Raw genomic sequence first — 16,177 nt, forward strand, 5'->3', positions numbered from 1 at the left:
TCGGTCAGTTCGACAGGTCCCGGCGGCGCAGGCCCGTCAGGCCCGCCGCGACGAGGGCCACCGCGATGGCCGTCAGGGTCAGGACCGGGGTCCAGGCCATCTCGCCGCCCGGCAGCTTCGGCAGATGGCCGAACGGGGAGAGGTTCATGACCGCCTGCGGGAGGTCGAACGCCGGGCCGATCCAGCCGATCAGGAGCGCGATGCCCGCGACGGCCCAGGCCGCCACCGCCCCCCTCGGGAACACCCCGAACAGCAGCACCGCGAGGCCGCCGATGACCCAGATCGCGGCCACCTGCGTGAGGCAGGCGCCCAGGACGGGGCCGAAGCTCTTCCCGTAGCCGATCCCGAGGCCGAGGCCGCCGAGCACCATGATCGCCGCGGCCCCGCCGAACGCGATGCCCAGATGGCCCGCCGCCCACCGCAGCCGGCCGACCGCCGCCGCGAGGACCGGCTCGGCGCGCTGCGAGGTCTCCTCGCCGCTGAGGCGGAGCACCGACGAGACGATGTAGAGCGCGGCGACCATGCCGAGCATGCCGACCATCGTGGCGAGGAACGCGTCCGTGACACCGGACTGGCCGCCCATCCGCTCGATGATGTCGCGGGTCTTCTCGTTGTCGCCGACCAGGTCGGCCGCACCCTGCGTCATCCCGCCGAAGGCGACGCCGGCGACGAGGAAGCCGAGGCTCCAGCCGAGCACGCTGCCGCGCTGGAGCCGCCGGGCGAGCGCGCCCGCCGTGCCGAGCCGGCCTTCCGCGGGGCCCGGCCGGGTCGGCAGGAAGCTCATCCCGATGTCGCGGCGCCCGGCGAGCCCGTACGCGGCCACGCCCTGCGCGGCGACCCCGGCGACGAACAGGAGCAGCACCCACCAGCGCGTCTCCGCGAACGCCCGTGTGTTCTCGAGCCAGCCGAGCGGCGACAGCCAGGTCAGAACGGACGAACCTCCCCCAGAGCCGAAAGCCTGGGAAGACCCCGAGTTGCCCGAGTCCCCGGCCGCGCGCAGCACGAACGCCAGGCCGAGCACCGCCGACGTGAGGCCCTTGGCGAGGCGCGCGCTCTCCGTGAGCTGCGCGACGATCGCCGCCATCGTGGCGAACACCATGCCGGCCCCCGCGATCGCGAGCCCCAACGCCAGTGCCCCGCCGCCGCCTTGGGAGGCGAGGCCGCCCGCGACGAGCAGGGCGGTGGCCGCGTTGGCGACGAGCGCCGCGAGCAGCGCGGCGGTCAGCGGGGCGCGCCGCCCCACCATCGCCGAGGACACGAGCTCCTGCCGCCCGCTCTCCTCCTCGTCCCGGGTGTGCCGTACGACGATGAGCAGGCTCATGACGGCGGCCAGCAGCCCGCCGTAGACCCCGATGCGCCACGCTGTGAGGCCGCCGATCGAGTCGGCGAAGACCGGGCCGTACAGGGCGCGCATCGAGCTGTTCGCGGCCATCGACTGCGCGAGGTCGGCGCGCTCGGCGGCGGTGCCGTACACGCTCTTCAGCGAGGCCGGCATCGACAGGACCATCATGAGGATGACGGCGACCCAGACGGGGATCACGACGCGGTCGCGGCGCAGTGCGAGCCTCAACAGGGTTCCGGTGCCCGCGAGTTGGCGCGCTCCGGCGGCCCGGGGGGCGAATCGCGTGTCGGCCACGGCGGCGGTCATCGCGACACCGCCCCTTCGGCGGCGCGGGCGCCCTCGGTCCGGCCTGCACCATCGTCCTGATAGTGCCGCAGGAACAGCTCCTCCAGCGTGGGCGGGGTGCTGGCGAGCGACCGCACGCCGGACTCCGTGAGCGAGCGGAGCACCGCGTCGAGCTTGTCGCTGTCGACCTGGAGCTTGACGCGCAGGCCCTGGACGTCGAGGTCGTGCACGCCGGGGAGCCGGCCAAGTCCGTTGGGCGCGGAGGCCAGTTCGGCGGTGACGCTGGTGCGCGTCAGGTGCCGCAGCTCGCTGAGCGAGCCGGTCTCGACCGTGACGCCCTTGCGGATGATGCTGACGCGGTCGCAGAGCTCCTCGACCTCGCTGAGGATGTGCGAGGAAAGCAGCACCGTCTGCCCGCGCTCCCTGGCGGCCTCCTGGACGTACTCCTGGAAGACCTCCTCCATCAGCGGGTCGAGGCCGGAGGTCGGCTCGTCGAGGATGAGGACGTCGACGTCGGACGCGAACGCGGCGACCAGGGCGACCTTCTGCCGGTTGCCCTTGGAGTAGGTGCGGCCCTTCTTGGTCGGGTCGAGCTCGAACCGCTCGATCAGCTCCGCCCGGCGCGCCTTGTCGAGGCCGCCCGCCCGTCGCCCGCCACCACCCTGCCTGACGCGCTTCGCGCGGCCCCCGTCATGCAGCCGCCCGTAGAGGTCGATCACCTCGCCGCCGCTGAGGTTGCGCCACAGCGTGACGTCGCCGGGGACGTACGCGACCTTGCGGTGCAGGGCGACGGCATCGGCCCAGGGGTCGCCGCCGAGCAGCTGCACCGCGCCGGAGTCGGCGCGCAGCAGGCCGAGCAGGACGCGGATGGTCGTGGACTTGCCGGAGCCGTTGGGGCCGAGGAAGCCGTGGACCTCACCGGTCTCGACATCCAGGTCGAGGCCGTCGAGCGCATGCGTCTTGCCGAACGACTTGTGCAGTCCGGAGACGGTCATTGCCTTCGTCATGTTTCAGAACGTACGCTTCTTTCACAAATTTGTGAAGTTAAAGAAGCATATAAACTTGAGGCTGCACGTCACCCAGGGGAGATGATCGGGACATGAGCGCGACGAAGGACGGCGACGGCGCCACCGGGGCGGACCAGGAAGGCGTCGAGGCGGCGGTGTCACGCTTCGTGGAGCGGTTCGCCGCGGAGATGACCGAGGCCGGGATGCAGCGGATGGCCGCCCGCGTCTTCGCCTCGCTGCTCGCCTCCGACGAGAGCGCGCTGACCTCGGCCGAGCTCTCCGAACGACTGCAGATCAGCCCGGCGGCGGTGTCCGGGGCCGTGCGCTATCTGACGCAGGCGGGCATGGTTGGCCGCGAGCGGGAGCCCGGCTCGCGCCGCGACCGCTACCGGCTGCACAACGACCTGTGGTTCGAGACGTTCACCCGCCGCGACCAGCTCCTCGTGCGCTGGGAGAGGGTCCTGCGCGACGGGGTGGAATCACTGGGCCCGGACAGCCCCGCGGGCCTGCGCATCGCCGAGACGGCGGCGTTCATGGAGTTCCTGGACGGCGAGCTGAAGGGCCTGATGAAGCGGTGGCACGCCCACCGCGAGACGCTCGACCTGGGACCCCGGACCGCCTGACGTTCCCTATGCGGGCCTGACCAGCCGCGCCTCGTACGCGAAGACCGCCGCCTGGGTGCGGTCCCGCAGGCCCAGCTTCACGAGGACCCGGCTGACGTGGGTCTTGATGGTCGATTCGGCGACGACGAGCCGTTCGGCGATCTCCGCGTTCGACAGGCCCTGGGCGATCAGGACCAGCACCTCCGTCTCCCGCTCCGTCAGCTCGCCGAACGCCCCCGGGTTCGCCACCGCGGGCAGCTTCGGGATCTCGGAGAGCTTGGAGAACTCCGTGATCAGGCGGCGGGTGACCGAGGGGGCGAGGAGCGCCTCGCCCTGGGCCACCACCCTCACGCCGTCGGCCAGCTGGCGGGCCGAGGCGTCCTTGAGGAGGAAGCCGGAGGCGCCCGCGCGCAGCGCCTGGTAGACGTACTCGTCGAGGTCGAAGGTGGTCAGGACGAGCACCTTCGCGCCGCGGTCCATGGCGGCGATCTCGCGGGTGGCCTCGATGCCGTTCAGCTCCGGCATGCGGATGTCCATGAGGACGACGTCCGGGGAGAGTTCACGGACCCGGGCGATGGCCTCGCGGCCGTTGACCGCCTCGCCGACGACCTCGATGTCGGGCATCGCGTTGAGCAGCACCGAGAAGCCCTCGCGGACCATCATCTGGTCGTCGGCGATCAGTACGCGGATGGTCATGCGGGGTCCCTCGGTTCCAGTACGCGGATGGTCATGCGGGGTCTCCCGCCTGCGGCTCCGGCTCCGGAGTGGTCACCGGCACGAACGCCGCCACCTCGTAGCCGCCGTCCGCCGTCGGCCCCGCCGTCATCTCGCCGCTGAGCATCGCGATGCGCTCCCGCATGCCCGTGATGCCGTGGCCCGCGCCCATCGAAAGGGGCGGGCGCAGCCCTCGATGAGGGGCGGTGGTCGGGCGACGGGCGGGCGGCTTGACCAGGCCGGTCGGCGGGCCGTTCACGATGCGCAGGCCGAGGCCCCCGAGGACGTACGACACCTCGATGCGCGCCTCGGCGCCGGGCGCGTGCCGCAACGCGTTGCTCAGCGCCTCCTGCACGATGCGGTACGCCGACAGCTCGACGCCCTGCGGCAGGTCGCGGACCGCGCCGGTGACCGTCTGCCCGACCTGGAGCCCGGCCTCCCGGACGTTCTCCAGGAGCCGGCCGAGGTCGGCGAGCGTGGGCTGCGGGGCATCGGGCGCCTCGTAATCCTCTGCCCGTACGACGCCGAGAACCCGGCGCAGCTCGGTGAGCGCCGCCACCGCGTTCTCGCGGATCGTGACGAAGGCCTGCTCCAGCTCCGGCGGCGGATTCTGCACGCGATACGGCGCGGCCTCCGCCTGGATCGCGACGACCGACATGTGGTGCGCGACCACGTCGTGCAGCTCGCGGGCGATGTTCGTGCGCTCCTCCAGGAGCGTGCGCTTGTCCCGCTCCACGGCCGTGACCTGGCGTTGCGCTGTCATCTCCACCTTCGCCTCGCGCCTGATGTGCACCGTCGTGGTGACGAGCAGCGCGAGCGCGGTGATGACGAGCATCGGCCCGGTGTCCGAGTCCATGGAGTACCAGAGGACCGACGCGAAGAAGCCGAAGGCGGCCGTGCCCACCCACATCCAGGCCGCCGTGCGCGGCCGGGTCCTGGCCGCGACCACCGTCATCACGACGACGTGCGCGAAGAACCCGGCGGGCGCCCACGGGGCGCCGAACCCCTCCCCGCCGAGCACCGCGACGAACGGCGTCGACACGAGGGATATCCACCACGCCCCGACCGGCCTGAGCAGGGTCATCGCCACGGCGACCGCCGGGACGAAGCCGGACACCGCGTGGTAGAGGTCGCCGCCCATGGCTTGCCCGACGGTGAGCGCGAGCATCAGCGTGAACAGGGCGGCGCCCACGACCACGGCGTGCGGCGTCCACACCGCGTAGCGGCGCACGCGCTCCGGCAGCCGCCGCAGCGGCGGGCCGTCCGGGGACCACGGCGGTAGGGGGCGGTAGGCGAAGGGATCCTTGAACAGGTCCTGCCGCAGCCCGCTCAGCGCGCCGGCGGCGAGACGGTACTCGGGGCTGTGGCTCCTGGCCCCCGTCGGCATCGTCCGGGTATGGGTCTGGGTCTCGGTCACGTACAGCACCGTAAGCGGCGGCCCGCCCCGAAGGCGTCCGACGGGAGGAGGGTCCTCGGCCCTCCGTCGCAGGTACTACACGCTCCCGCCGGAGCCGGGCGCCGTCACCACGCCAGCTGGGCGATCTCCTCGGCCACCACGGCGCACGCGTCCGCGGCGGGGTCGATCAGCGGGAAGTGGCCGACGTCCTCCAGGAGCGTGAGCCCCACGACCTCGCCCGCCTTCGCCGCCGCGTCCGCGTAGGCCTCCGCGACCGCGTACGGCACCGTCGTGTCCGCCCGCCCCTGCACCAGCGTCGTCGCGATGCCCGTGGGAAGCAGCGCGGCCGGGTCGGCGTACGGCAGGCGCTCCTCGAACACGGCCTTGCCGCCCAGGAACTGGGCGGGTGCGCCGGAGCAGACGTCGAGGTCGCGGGCCGTCACGAAGTCGGCGATCGGGGCGAGCGCGACGACGCCGCGCAGCGGTGCGGGGGCGGCGGTGCGCCAGGGCGCGTCCTCGGGCAGCAGATGCCGCGCCGCGGCCCACAGAGCGAGCTGCCCGCCGGCCGAGTGCCCCACGACGACGGTGCGCCGCGGGTCACCCTGCGGCAGCACGTCCCGTACGAGGCCGGGGAGGGCGTCGAGGGCGGCGGCGATGTCGTCGAACGTCTCCGGCCAGCGCCCCGCCACCGGAGCGGTACCGCCCTGCTGGGGCAGTGAACTGCCGCGCCGGTACTCGACGTTGGCGACCGCGAAGCCGCGTCGCGCGAGGAAGTCGGCGAACGGCGTCACGTGCTGCCGGTCGTAGGGCGCGCGCCACGCGCCGCCGTGCAGGAGCACCACCAGGGGCGCGGATTCCGCGCCGTCGCGGGGCGCGTAGAAGTCGACGACCTGGTCCGGGTGATCCCCGTACGCGGCGGTGACATCTGGCGGGACCACGGGGTGCGAGAAGGCCGATGCCTCTTCGGCCTCGTCGCGGGCGGCGGCGTCGTCCGGCATGCTCCAACCTCTCAGCGTCACAGCGGAATTGGAAAGTATGCGGACGCTACCAGGCCGGTGACGTGGGCGGACACACACCGTAACCGGATAAACGGTTCCCCTGTGCCGTTACCCTGGGCCGTATGCCCGAACAAGCAGAGCACGGGACCGCCCCTTCGGGGGCCGGCACCGTGCAGGCGGAGCCCGGCACCGTCCGTCCCGGCGGGCGCACGGCGCGGGTGCGCGCCGCCGTCCTCGACGCCGCCGGTGACGTGCTCGCCGAACAGGGCTTCGCCCATCTCGACCTGGCGGACGTCGCGCGGCGCGCGGAGGTCGGCAAGACGACGGTGTACCGGCGCTGGGGCTCGGTCACGGGGCTCGTCGCCGACATGCTCGCCGACATGGCCGAGCAGTCGCTGCCGCGCACCGACACCGGGACCCTGCGCGGCGACCTGCGGGCCAACGCCCGCCTGGTGCGCGACACGCTGGCCGACCCCCGCCAGGGCGCCCTGTTCCGGGCCGTCATCGCCGCCGCAACCTGCGACGACAAGACGTCGGCTGCGCTGCGCCGCTTCTACGAGGTACGGGTCGCCGAATGGGCTCCGTGCGTGGAACAGGCCGTGCGGCGGGGCGAGTTGAGGCCCGGCACGGACGCGGCGGCCGTCGTGCGCGCCGTGTCCGCACCCCTGTACTACCAGCTCCTGACGGCCGGGTCCGCGCCGGCCGAAGCCGACGCGGACCAGGCCGCCGACGCCGCCGTCGCGGCGGCGGAAGCGGGCGTCTACACCGCCTGAGGCGTCGCTACGCCGCAGCGGCCGCCAGCTGATCCGCGAGGACCCGCGCGGCCCGCTCCACCTCGGCGAACCCGAGATACAGCGGGGTGAAGCCGAACCGCAGCACGTCCGGCGCGCGGAAGTCACCGACCACACCCACCGCGATCAGCCGCTCCATGACGGCCCCGGCGTCGTCGGCGCGCAGCGCCACCTGGCTGCCGCGCTCGGCGTGCGCCACCGGCGTCACCGACTCGACCCGCCCCGCGGGCACATACGCATCGACGCACTCCAGGAAGAAGTCCGTCAGCGCGAGCGACTTGGCGCGCACCGCGTCGACCGGCACGCCGTCCCAGACGTCGAGCGCCGCCTCCAGGGCGAGCATGGACAGGATGTCGGGGGTGCCGACCCTGCCCCGCACCGCCCCGTCCCCGGCCTCGTACGAGGGCCGCATCCCGAACGGCTCGGCGTGCGAGTTCCACCCCGGCAGCGGCGAGTCGAAGCGGCTCTGCAGATCACTGCGCACATACAGGTACGCGGGTGAACCCGGGCCGCCGTTCAGGTACTTGTAGGTGCAGCCGACCGCGAGGTCGACCCCGTGCTCGTCGAGCCCGACCGGCAGCGCGCCCGCGCTGTGGCACAGGTCCCAGACGGACTTGGCACCCGCCGCGCGCACCGCGGCGGTCAGCGCGGGCAGGTCGTGCAGGCGGCCCGTGCGGTAGTCGACGTGGTTGAGGAGCACCGCGGCCGTACGGTCGCCGAGCGCGCCCGGGACCTCCGCCGGGGTCAGCGGACGCAGCGTGCAGCCCGTCATCCGGGCGGCGGACTCGGCGATGTACCCGTCCGTCGGGAACGTCGTCGCGTCGACGAGGATCTCGTCGCGCCCCTCACCGGCCAGGCGCACCGCGCCCACCAGCGCCTTGAACACATTTACGCTGGTCGAGTCGCCGACGACGATCTGGCCCGGGGCGGCCCCCACCAGCGGGGCTATCCGGTCGCCGATCCGCTCCGGCGCCGTCCACCAGCCCGACTCGGTCCAGGAACGGATGCGCAGCTCGCCCCACTGCCGGCGCACGACGTCCTCGACGCGCCCCGGCACATGCGCGGGGAGCGCGCCGAGCGAATTGCCGTCGAGGTACACGGTGTCGTCCAGGACGAACCGCTCGCGCAGCTTGCCCAGCTCGTCGGCGGTGTCCAGCTCCAGCGCCTTACCGGCAAGCGCAGTGACGTCAGACATGGGACCTCGCTGTCCACAGCTCGGGGAACACGTTCTTCTGCGCGCGCTTCTCCAGCCAGGCCACGCCCGCGGAGCCGCCCGTTCCCGTCTTGGCGCCCATCGCCCTGCGGGTCGCCACCAGATGGTCGTTGCGCCATCGCCACACCAGCTCGGCGACGTCGGTGAGGGCCTCACCGAGGCGGGCGAGCTCGTCGCCCTCGTCACCGGCGTACAGCGCCGTCCACACGGCCTCGACCTCGGGGGACGGCTCGTACCTCTGCGCCACGTCCCGCTTGAGCACGGCCTCGGGGACGGTGTGGCCGCGGCGGGCGAGCAGCCGCAGCACCTCGTCGTACAGGCTCGGCTCCTCCAGGGCCTTCTCCAGCTCCGCGTACACGCGCGGCGCGCCCCGGTGCGGGACGAGCATGGAGGCGGACTTCTCGCCGAGCAGGAACTCCATGCGCCGGTACATCGCCGACTGGAAGCCGGAGCCCTCGCCGAGGGCGGCCCGGTAGGAGTTGAACTGCGCGGGGGTGAGCTGGCCGAGCGGGCGCCACGACGCGTTCAGCGCGTCCAGCTCGCGCACGGAGCGCTTCAGGGCGGCCACCGCGGTCGGCACGTCGTCGCCGCGCAGGGCCCGCGACGCGGTCTCCCACTCGTGGACGATGACCGTGAACCACAGCTCCATCACCTGGGTCGTGACCAGGAAGACCATCTCTCCGGGGTCGTCGGAGCGGGTGTGCTGGAGGTGGGTGAGGACATCGGCCTGAACGTAGTCCTCGTAAGGGGTGGTTCCCGCAAAGTCGAGATACGGCGTCTCTGGCTCGTTCGACTCGTGAGCCTCGTGGGACATCGCTGTCTCCTTGAACGTACTCCGGGTAGCGGTCCGCCCCTGCCGAATTCCGGCACGGGGGCCCCGGTCCCCACCGGCATCCTCCGCAATCGTCCCCCGAATCGGCAAGGCCCGCCCGGTCACATCGTCACGGGCGGGCCTGCTGAGGTGCGGGAATCTAGCCCAGGGTCTGGGCCGCGGCGGGCGAGGAGTCCTTGAGGAACTGCGTGCAGCGCTCGTACTCCGCCTGCTCGCCGATGGACTGCGCGGCGCGCGCGAGAGCGTGCAGGGCACGCAGGAAGCCGCGGTTCGGCTCGTGCTCCCACGGCACCGGTCCGTGGCCCTTCCAGCCCGCGCGGCGCAGGGAGTCCAGGCCGCGGTGGTAGCCGGTGCGGGCGTACGCGTACGACTCGACGACGCTGCCGCGCTCGTACGCCTCGTCGGCGAGACGTGCCCAGGCGAGGGAGGAGGTCGGGTACTTCGCGGCGACATCGGCGGGCGCCGTTCCGCTCGCGAGCAGCTCGCGCGGCTCCGGGTCGTCGGGCAGCTCGGTCGGGGGCGGTCCCCCGAGAAGGTTCTCGTGAAGGCTCATGGGTTCCAGTCTGCGCCATGACCGGCGGTGCGTTCCATGCCGGTGATCGCGAGCCTGCCCAGCGCCCGCACCAGCGCGTCCACGCCCGCCTCGGCCTTGGCGCGCGGGCAGCCGACGTTCAGGCGGACGAATCCGGGCGCCCCGTAGGTGGCGCCCGGCATGATCGCCACGCGCTCCCGCTCGACGAGCTCCCGCTGGAGCGCGTCGTCGTCGACGCCGAGGGGACGCAGATCGATCCAGGCGAGATAGCCGGCCTGCGGCGGCCGCCACCCGAGCCCGGGGAACGCGGCGTCCAGCCGCTCCGCGAGCATCGCCAGGTTCCCGTGCGTGTACTCCCGCACGCCGTCCAGCCACGCCCCGCCCTCGCGGTACGCGGCGATGTGCGCGGTCAGCGACAGGACGGCCGGCGAGGCGAGGCCCTCCGCGGTGTCCATGCGCCGCACGAACTCGGCGTGGTCGTCCGGATCGCCGACGAAGCCGTAACTCCCGCTCAGGGCAGGGAAGTTGAAGGCCTTGGTGGCGGAGGTGACGAGCGCCCAGCGCAGGCCCTCGCCGTACGGCGTCCACGGGCGGTGGACGTGGCCGGTGTGCGTGAGGTCGGCGTGGATCTCGTCGCTGATGACGGCGACCGCGTGGCGCCGGGCGAGGTCCGCGATCCGGGTCAGCTCGGCGTCCGTCCACACCTTGCCGGTGGGGTTGTGCGGCGAGCACAGGATCAGGACCCGGCTGTCGGGCCGTGCCAGCTCCCGCTCCAGACCCGCCCAGTCGTCGACACCGGCGGTGCGCATCTCGCGGCCGAGCCCGGTGACCGCCTTGCGGAAGCCGTCGTACGTGGGGGTGTGCAGGACGACGCCGTCGCCGGGCCGCGTCCACATGCGCAGGAGCTGGGCTGTCTGGTTGAGCACGGACGGGGCGTACACGAGCCCGTCCACGTCGACCTCGGTGCCGTACCGGGTCGCGAACCAGTCGCGCACGGCGCCGCGGAAGTCGTCGTGCCGCCAGTCCGTGTAACCGAACACGCCGTGCGCGAGGCGGGACCCGAGGGCCGCGAGGACCTCGGGCGCACAGGCGAAGTCCATGTCGGAAATGGTGAACGGCAGCAGATCGGGCACCGCGAACCGGTCCGCGACCCCGTCCCACTGGACGCACCACGTGCCGCGCCGGTCGACCGGGGTGTCGAAGTCGTAGCGCACAGTCATCTCCCTCGGGGTACGCCGGAGGCCCGGCACCCCAGGAGGGATGCCGGGCCCCGGTGACCAGCCTCGTACTACTTGAGCTTCGTGCCCGTGGAGCGCAGGTTCGCGCAGGCCTCGGAGACGCGCTTGGCCATGCCCGCCTCGGCGGACTTGCCCCAGGTGCGCGGGTCGTACTGCGACTTCACGCCGACCTCGCCGTCGACCTTCAGGACGCCGTCGTAGTGGCGGAACATGTGGTCCGCGACCGGACGCGTGAAGGCGTACTGGGTGTCGGTGTCGAGGTTCATCTTCACGACGCCGTTCTCCAGCGCGGTCGCGATCTCCTGCTCGGTGGAGCCGGAGCCGCCGTGGAAGACGAAGTCGAACGGCTGCGACCCGGCCGTCTTGCCGTACTTGGCGCCGACGCCCTCCTGGAGGTCCTTGAGGAGCTCCGGACGCAGGACGACGTTGCCCGGCTTGTACACGCCGTGCACGTTGCCGAAGGACGCGGCGAGCAGGTAGCGGCCCTTCTCGCCCAGGCCCAGGGCCTCGGCGGTGCGGATCGCGTCGTCGACGGTCGTGTACAGCTCGTCGTTGATCTCGTGGCTGACGCCGTCCTCCTCGCCGCCGGTCGGGGTGATCTCGACCTCGAGGATGATCTTCGCGGCGGCGGCCTTCGCGAGCAGCTCCTGGCCGATGGCCAGGTTGTCGGCGAGGGTCTCCGCGGAGCCGTCCCACATGTGGGACTGGAACAGCGGGTTGCGGCCGGCCTTGACGCGCTCGGCGGAGATGTCGAGCAGCGGACGCACATAGCCGTCCAGCTTGCCCTTGGGGCAGTGGTCCGTGTGCAGCGCGACGGTGACGTCGTACTTCTCGGCGATGATGTGCGCGTACTCGGCGAGGGCCACGGCGCCCGTCACCATGTCCTTGTTGTACTGGCCGCCCAGGAACTCCGCACCGCCGGTGGAGATCTGGATGATGCCGTCGCTCTCGGCCTCCGCGAAGCCGCGCAGCGCAGCGTTCAGGGTCTGCGAGGAGGTCACGTTGATGGCCGGGTAGGCGAACTTGCCGGCCTTCGCCCGGTCCAGCATCTCGGCGTAGACCTCGGGAGTTGCGATGGGCATGTGTCCGCTCCTTGGGATGTGCGGGTGTGTGCTGTCAGACCCTGACCTGGGGCCTCACGTCTGGATCGGCCCCGGATGGCGACGTCATCGTCGCCCCCATCTTTCCAGACTTGCCGGACAGCTCCAGTACTGGTCGCGTACTGGGTCCGGCCCGTTATCGACCGGCCTCAGTCCAGGCCCAGCTCGTCCTTGCCGTACGCGAACAGGTAGGGCACCCCGGCGCCCTCGCTGATCTTCTCGGCGGCACCGGTGGCGCGGTCCACGATCGTGGCGACGCCGACGACCTCGGCACCGGCCTCACGCACGGCCTCGACGGCGGTGAGCGGGGAGCCGCCGGTGGTGGACGTGTCCTCGACTACGAGGACGCGGCGGCCCCTGATGTCCGGGCCCTCGACGCGGCGCTGCATGCCGTGCGCCTTGGCGGCCTTGCGGACCACGAAGGCGTCGAGGCGCTCGCCGCGGGCGGCGGCCGCGTGCAGCATGGCGCCGGCGACCGGGTCGGCGCCCATCGTCAGGCCGCCCACTGCGTCGAAGTCGAGGTCGGCGGTCAGGTCGAGGAGCACCTGACCGACCAGCGGGGCGGCCTCGCCGTCGAGGGTGATGCGGCGCAGGTCGATGTAGTAGTCCGCCTCCAGACCGGAGGAGAGCGTCACCTTGCCGTGCACCACGGCCTTGTCCTTGATCTGCTGGAGAAGCGCGTCGCGCACGTCGTTCGTCATGGCTACGAGCTTAGAGGGCTCGCCAGGTCCAGGTGGTCGACGCCTCAAGGGGGTCCACCGGGGTGACGAGGCGGGGCAGCGTGTTCAGTCCGTCCGGCGGGCCGGTCTGCGGCTCCACGCACACGGCCGCCTCCTGCTCGTCGTAGACGACGACCCAGTGCTCCCGGCTCGCGACCTTGACCTCCAGGCGCTGCGGCCAGGTCAGGGTCACGTCGACGCCGTCGGGCATGCCGAAGCAGTCGTCCCAGGGGCCGTCGGTGCGGTCGATCCGCTTGCCGGTGGGGAGGTGGTCGTCGCCGCGCTCCTCCTGCCAGGCCGGGGAGAACTCGACGCGCACGCCGTCGGCGGAGCCGTCGAGGGTCCGGTTGAACCAGGGGTGCCAGCCGGCCTGCGCGGGGAACGAGTCGCCGTACGTCTCGATGCCGAGCGTCAGCGTGAGCGAGTCCTCGGCGAGGCGCACCAGCTGCGTGACGCGGCCGGTCCAGGGCCAGGGCTCGGCGAGGTCGTACGTGAAGACGGCCTCGTCGGCGCTCACGCGGGCGGTCCTCCACTCGGCGTCGCGGGCGAAGCCGTGGATGGCGTGGGGCGGCGAGTTCAGGGGCATCTGGTACGTCTGCCCGCCGTCGCGGAACCTGCCGTCCCTGATGCGGCCGCACCACGGCACCATCGGGAAGCAGCCGTACCGCTCCCCCTGCCGGAGGAGTTCGGTGCCGCCGATCCGCAGGCTGCTCACGCGGCAGCCGTTGCCCGGCTGCACGGTCACTTCCGCGTCACCCGCGGTCAGCGTCGTTTCCTGGGTAGTCACGGGCCGACCTTACGTTTGTGTCAGCGCCGGCGGCGCAGTACCCGGCCGACGACGATCGCGGACGCGACCACGAGGGCGGCGGCGGGCGCGGCCCAGCGCAAGGTGGCGGTGGCCGCCGTGGACTCGGGCGCGGGCACCGGGGCGTACCGGCCGCGCGGCGGCGCGTGGTCGACCTCCTCGGCGCTGCGGCCGATCATGGTGCGGCGCGCGTGGGCGGCCTCGGCGGGCGGCGCTTCGGCGTCGAACCCGGCGTCCCCTGCGTCAGCCTCGGCTTCGGGCTCCAGCTCGGCGAAGGGGGCGAGCGAGGGCGGCGGGATCTCGGTGTCGAAGACGGAGGTGTGGTCCTCGTCCTCGGCGTCCGCGCCGGTGGCGTCCGCGTCGTCTGCGGCGTCCGCCGTGTCTGCGGCGTCCGCCTCCTCGGCGGAGTCCTCCGCAGGGGCCGCGTCCTCCGCCCCCGGGTCCGTCCCCGGTTCCGCCACCGTGCCGAGCGCCTCCGCGAAGCGGCTCAGGAGACGGCGCACGGCGGACTGCACGGCGTCCTCGGAGAGTTCGGCGACCCGGCCGTCCCCGCTGCCGGACGCGACGAACGTGACGTTCGAGCCGCCGGACGCGGCGGCGACGCGCACGGTCACCGCGAACTTCACGGACCCGGTGCCGCGCGCCTCGGTGCCGTCGCCCTCGACCGCGAACGTCCCGGTCTCCGTCTCGGTGACGCGCAGGGAGCCGCGGTAGGTGATGGTGTGGCCGCCGATGCGGAGCTTCAGCCTGCCGCCGTCGCCGGAGGCCTCCCGCTGAAGCCCGGGCACCGCCCTCGCCACCAACTCCGGGGCTGCCAGCGCGCCCCTCAACGACTCCGCCGGAACCGGAACGAACACCTCATGCTCCATGCCGCCCGAGCCTACCCACGCCCGGCCCCACGCGTCCCGCGTTCGGCGCGTACTCAGTCGGCGTACCGCGGATGAACCAGGGTCGACGGGGCGAGTCCGGTGATCCGCGAGCGCTCCGCCGCGCGCATCCGGTCGCGCGGCACGGCGCCCTCCGGCGGCGGCCCGAGGCCCGCGAGCACGAACCCCCAGTCGCTCGGCGCCCGCGTCCCGTCGAGCGTCCGGTCGGGCCCGTCGGCGATCCCGGTGAGCCGGCCCCACGCCCCGTGCTGCCGGCCGGCCTGGGCCGGGGGGCAGCCCGTGCCCACCCAGTACGGCACCGTCCGCAGGCCCGCCGCGCGCAGCGTCGTGTCGACCGTCCAGAACACGCGGGGCCGCGACGACAGCGACCCGGCGTGTACGGCGAGCCGCCCGTCCGGCGCGAGGACCTGGGCCGCCAGGCCGTAGAACTCCTGCGAGTACAGCTTCGTGCTGGCCGTGATCCCGGGGTCGGGCAGATCGGAGATCACGACGTCGTACGGGGTGTGGGGCCCGCGCAGCCACTGGAAGGCGTCCGCGGTCACGGCCCGCACGCGCCGGTCCTCGTACACGTGCCCGTTGAGCGCGCTCAGCGGCGGATCGTTTCTGGCGAGGCGCAGGACGCCGGGGTCGATCTCGACGATGTCCACCTGCCGCACCCCGGGGAAGCGCAGGACCTCGCGGGCGGCGAGGCCGTCGCCGCCGCCGAGGATGAGCACGCGCGCGTGCGGCCCGGCCATCGCGGGCCGCACCAGGCCCTCGTGGTAGCGCTGCTCGTCCCGGCCGCTGACGCGCAGGCGCCCGTCGAGATAGAGGCCGAGCGGCTCGTGCTTGCCGCCGGTGAGGACGATCTCCTGTACGCCGGTCTGGACGGCGACGCGTACGTCCCTGCCGTACATGGCCTGCCGGGCGGCCCGCTCGAAGTCGTCCACGCGGGCCGCGGCACAGGCGAGCAGGCCGAGCACGACGACGTTCGCCACGAGCAGCGTCCAGCGGCCCCGGCGGGTGAGGTCCCTGCGGAACAGGCCGAGCACGAGGGCGCCGCCCGCGAGCGCGTTGACCGCGCCGGTCAGCAGCGCGCCCGTCAGCTGCCCGAGCATCGGCAGCAGGAGGAAGGGAAAGGCGAGCCCGCCGACGAGCGCGCCCACGTAGTCGGCGGCGAACAGGTCGGCGACGGCGCCGCCGGCGTCCTGCCGCCTGATCCGCTGGATGAGCACCATCAGGAGGGGCACTTCGGCGCCGATGAGCACGCCGATGGCGAGGGAGAACCCGACGAGCATGTAGCGCGAGCCGCCCGCCCAGGACCCGCCCCAGTCGCCGGTCCACGCGAACACCGCGTACAGCGCCATCGCGCTGCACCCGCCGACCAGCGCGAGGGCGGCCTCGACCGCGCCGAACCCGGCGGCGGCCCGCAGCCGCAGCCGCTTGGCCCCGAGCGAGCCGATGCCCATGGCGAAGACCATCACGGACAGCACGACGGACGCCTGGGTGACCGAGTCGCCGATCAAGTACGAGGCGAGCGCGACCAGTTCGAGTTCGTACACGAGTCCGCAGGCCGCGCAGAGGAAGACGCCCGCGAGGACGAGGAAGCGTCCGGTCGCCGGCTTTACGGGGAGGGGCGCCCTGCCCTCCTCGCTCCGGGCGCGTCGGACGCCGGACGGGACGGGGGTGCGCGGCTCGATCACGTTGCGAACGCTACGTCACCCCGCAACTCCGTCC

General features: G+C 73.0%; 16 protein-coding genes. 2 read left to right on the forward strand and 14 right to left on the reverse strand.

Going from position 1 to position 16,177, the window contains the following annotated elements:
• Positions 1 to 4: 4 nt before the first annotated feature.
• Positions 5 to 1,648 (reverse strand): ABC transporter permease, encoded by a 1,644-nt coding sequence (locus tag ACWIGU_RS09210; protein ID WP_454399004.1) that lies wholly within the window; start codon positions 1,646 to 1,648, stop codon positions 5 to 7.
• Positions 1,645 to 2,634, reverse strand: a complete 990-nt coding sequence (locus tag ACWIGU_RS09215; RefSeq protein ID WP_454399006.1) for an ABC transporter ATP-binding protein — start codon at positions 2,632 to 2,634, stop codon at positions 1,645 to 1,647. Before ACWIGU_RS09215 ends, ACWIGU_RS09210 begins: the two co-directional genes overlap by 4 nt.
• 92 nt (positions 2,635 to 2,726) lie before the next feature.
• Between ACWIGU_RS09215 and ACWIGU_RS09220 the strand changes: the two genes are divergently transcribed.
• A complete protein-coding gene (locus tag ACWIGU_RS09220; protein ID WP_454399008.1) occupies positions 2,727 to 3,257 on the forward strand; it encodes a GbsR/MarR family transcriptional regulator in 531 nt (176 codons plus the stop codon).
• A gap of 6 nt (positions 3,258 to 3,263) precedes the next feature.
• On the opposite strand, the gene ACWIGU_RS09225 is transcribed toward ACWIGU_RS09220, so the two are convergent.
• The 3 genes from ACWIGU_RS09225 to ACWIGU_RS09235 all read right to left on the reverse strand — a co-directional run bounded on the left by ACWIGU_RS09225 (position 3,264) and on the right by ACWIGU_RS09235 (position 6,344).
• On the reverse strand, positions 3,264 to 3,932 hold the full coding sequence (locus tag ACWIGU_RS09225; protein ID WP_356276561.1) for a response regulator transcription factor: 669 nt from the start codon (positions 3,930 to 3,932) through the stop codon (positions 3,264 to 3,266).
• Between the two features lie 31 nt (positions 3,933 to 3,963).
• The gene (locus ACWIGU_RS09230) at positions 3,964 to 5,367 is read right to left on the reverse strand and encodes a sensor histidine kinase (RefSeq protein WP_454399010.1); all 1,404 of its coding nucleotides are present in this window, start codon (positions 5,365 to 5,367) and stop codon (positions 3,964 to 3,966) included.
• A 104-nt stretch (positions 5,368 to 5,471) separates the two neighbouring features.
• Positions 5,472 to 6,344, reverse strand: coding sequence for an alpha/beta hydrolase (locus ACWIGU_RS09235; RefSeq protein ID WP_454399012.1), 873 nt, complete (start codon positions 6,342 to 6,344; stop codon positions 5,472 to 5,474).
• Positions 6,345 to 6,466: 122 nt separating this feature from the next.
• Here ACWIGU_RS09235 and ACWIGU_RS09240 point away from each other — a divergent pair, with 122 nt between their 5' ends.
• Complete coding sequence (locus ACWIGU_RS09240) at positions 6,467 to 7,117, forward strand: TetR/AcrR family transcriptional regulator (RefSeq protein WP_454399014.1); 651 nt, start codon at positions 6,467 to 6,469, stop codon at positions 7,115 to 7,117.
• A gap of 7 nt (positions 7,118 to 7,124) precedes the next feature.
• Here ACWIGU_RS09240 and kynU read toward each other — a convergent pair whose 3' ends face one another.
• From kynU to ACWIGU_RS09285, 9 genes are all read right to left on the reverse strand, one after another.
• Positions 7,125 to 8,330 (reverse strand): kynureninase, encoded by a 1,206-nt coding sequence (gene kynU, locus ACWIGU_RS09245; protein ID WP_454399015.1) that lies wholly within the window; start codon positions 8,328 to 8,330, stop codon positions 7,125 to 7,127.
• Positions 8,323 to 9,162 carry a tryptophan 2,3-dioxygenase family protein gene (locus ACWIGU_RS09250; RefSeq protein ID WP_454399017.1) on the reverse strand — a complete coding sequence of 280 codons (840 nt, stop codon included), beginning with the start codon at positions 9,160 to 9,162 and terminating at the stop codon, positions 8,323 to 8,325. The genes kynU and ACWIGU_RS09250 overlap by 8 nt, the downstream gene beginning before the upstream one ends.
• A 157-nt stretch (positions 9,163 to 9,319) precedes the next feature.
• Positions 9,320 to 9,733, reverse strand: a complete 414-nt coding sequence (locus tag ACWIGU_RS09255) for a DUF3151 domain-containing protein (protein WP_454399019.1) — start codon at positions 9,731 to 9,733, stop codon at positions 9,320 to 9,322.
• Entirely contained in the window at positions 9,730 to 10,932 is a 1,203-nt protein-coding gene (locus tag ACWIGU_RS09260; RefSeq protein ID WP_454399021.1) for a MalY/PatB family protein, read from the reverse strand. The genes ACWIGU_RS09255 and ACWIGU_RS09260 overlap by 4 nt, the downstream gene beginning before the upstream one ends.
• A 68-nt stretch (positions 10,933 to 11,000) precedes the next feature.
• Entirely contained in the window at positions 11,001 to 12,032 is a 1,032-nt protein-coding gene (gene fbaA / locus ACWIGU_RS09265; RefSeq protein ID WP_100596406.1) for a class II fructose-bisphosphate aldolase, read from the reverse strand.
• Positions 12,033 to 12,199: 167 nt separating this feature from the next.
• Complete coding sequence (pyrE, locus tag ACWIGU_RS09270; RefSeq protein WP_383089127.1) at positions 12,200 to 12,751, reverse strand: orotate phosphoribosyltransferase; 552 nt, start codon at positions 12,749 to 12,751, stop codon at positions 12,200 to 12,202.
• A gap of 10 nt (positions 12,752 to 12,761) precedes the next feature.
• On the reverse strand, positions 12,762 to 13,556 hold the full coding sequence (locus ACWIGU_RS09275) for an aldose epimerase family protein (RefSeq protein WP_356276584.1): 795 nt from the start codon (positions 13,554 to 13,556) through the stop codon (positions 12,762 to 12,764).
• A 20-nt stretch (positions 13,557 to 13,576) separates the two neighbouring features.
• On the reverse strand, positions 13,577 to 14,443 hold the full coding sequence (locus tag ACWIGU_RS09280; RefSeq protein ID WP_454399024.1) for an SRPBCC domain-containing protein: 867 nt from the start codon (positions 14,441 to 14,443) through the stop codon (positions 13,577 to 13,579).
• A gap of 53 nt (positions 14,444 to 14,496) precedes the next feature.
• Positions 14,497 to 16,143 carry a polyamine aminopropyltransferase gene (locus tag ACWIGU_RS09285; protein ID WP_454399026.1) on the reverse strand — a complete coding sequence of 549 codons (1,647 nt, stop codon included), beginning with the start codon at positions 16,141 to 16,143 and terminating at the stop codon, positions 14,497 to 14,499.
• Positions 16,144 to 16,177: the final 34 nt, after the last annotated feature.

It is taken from the genome of Streptomyces sp. NPDC055400 (genome assembly GCF_053644375.1).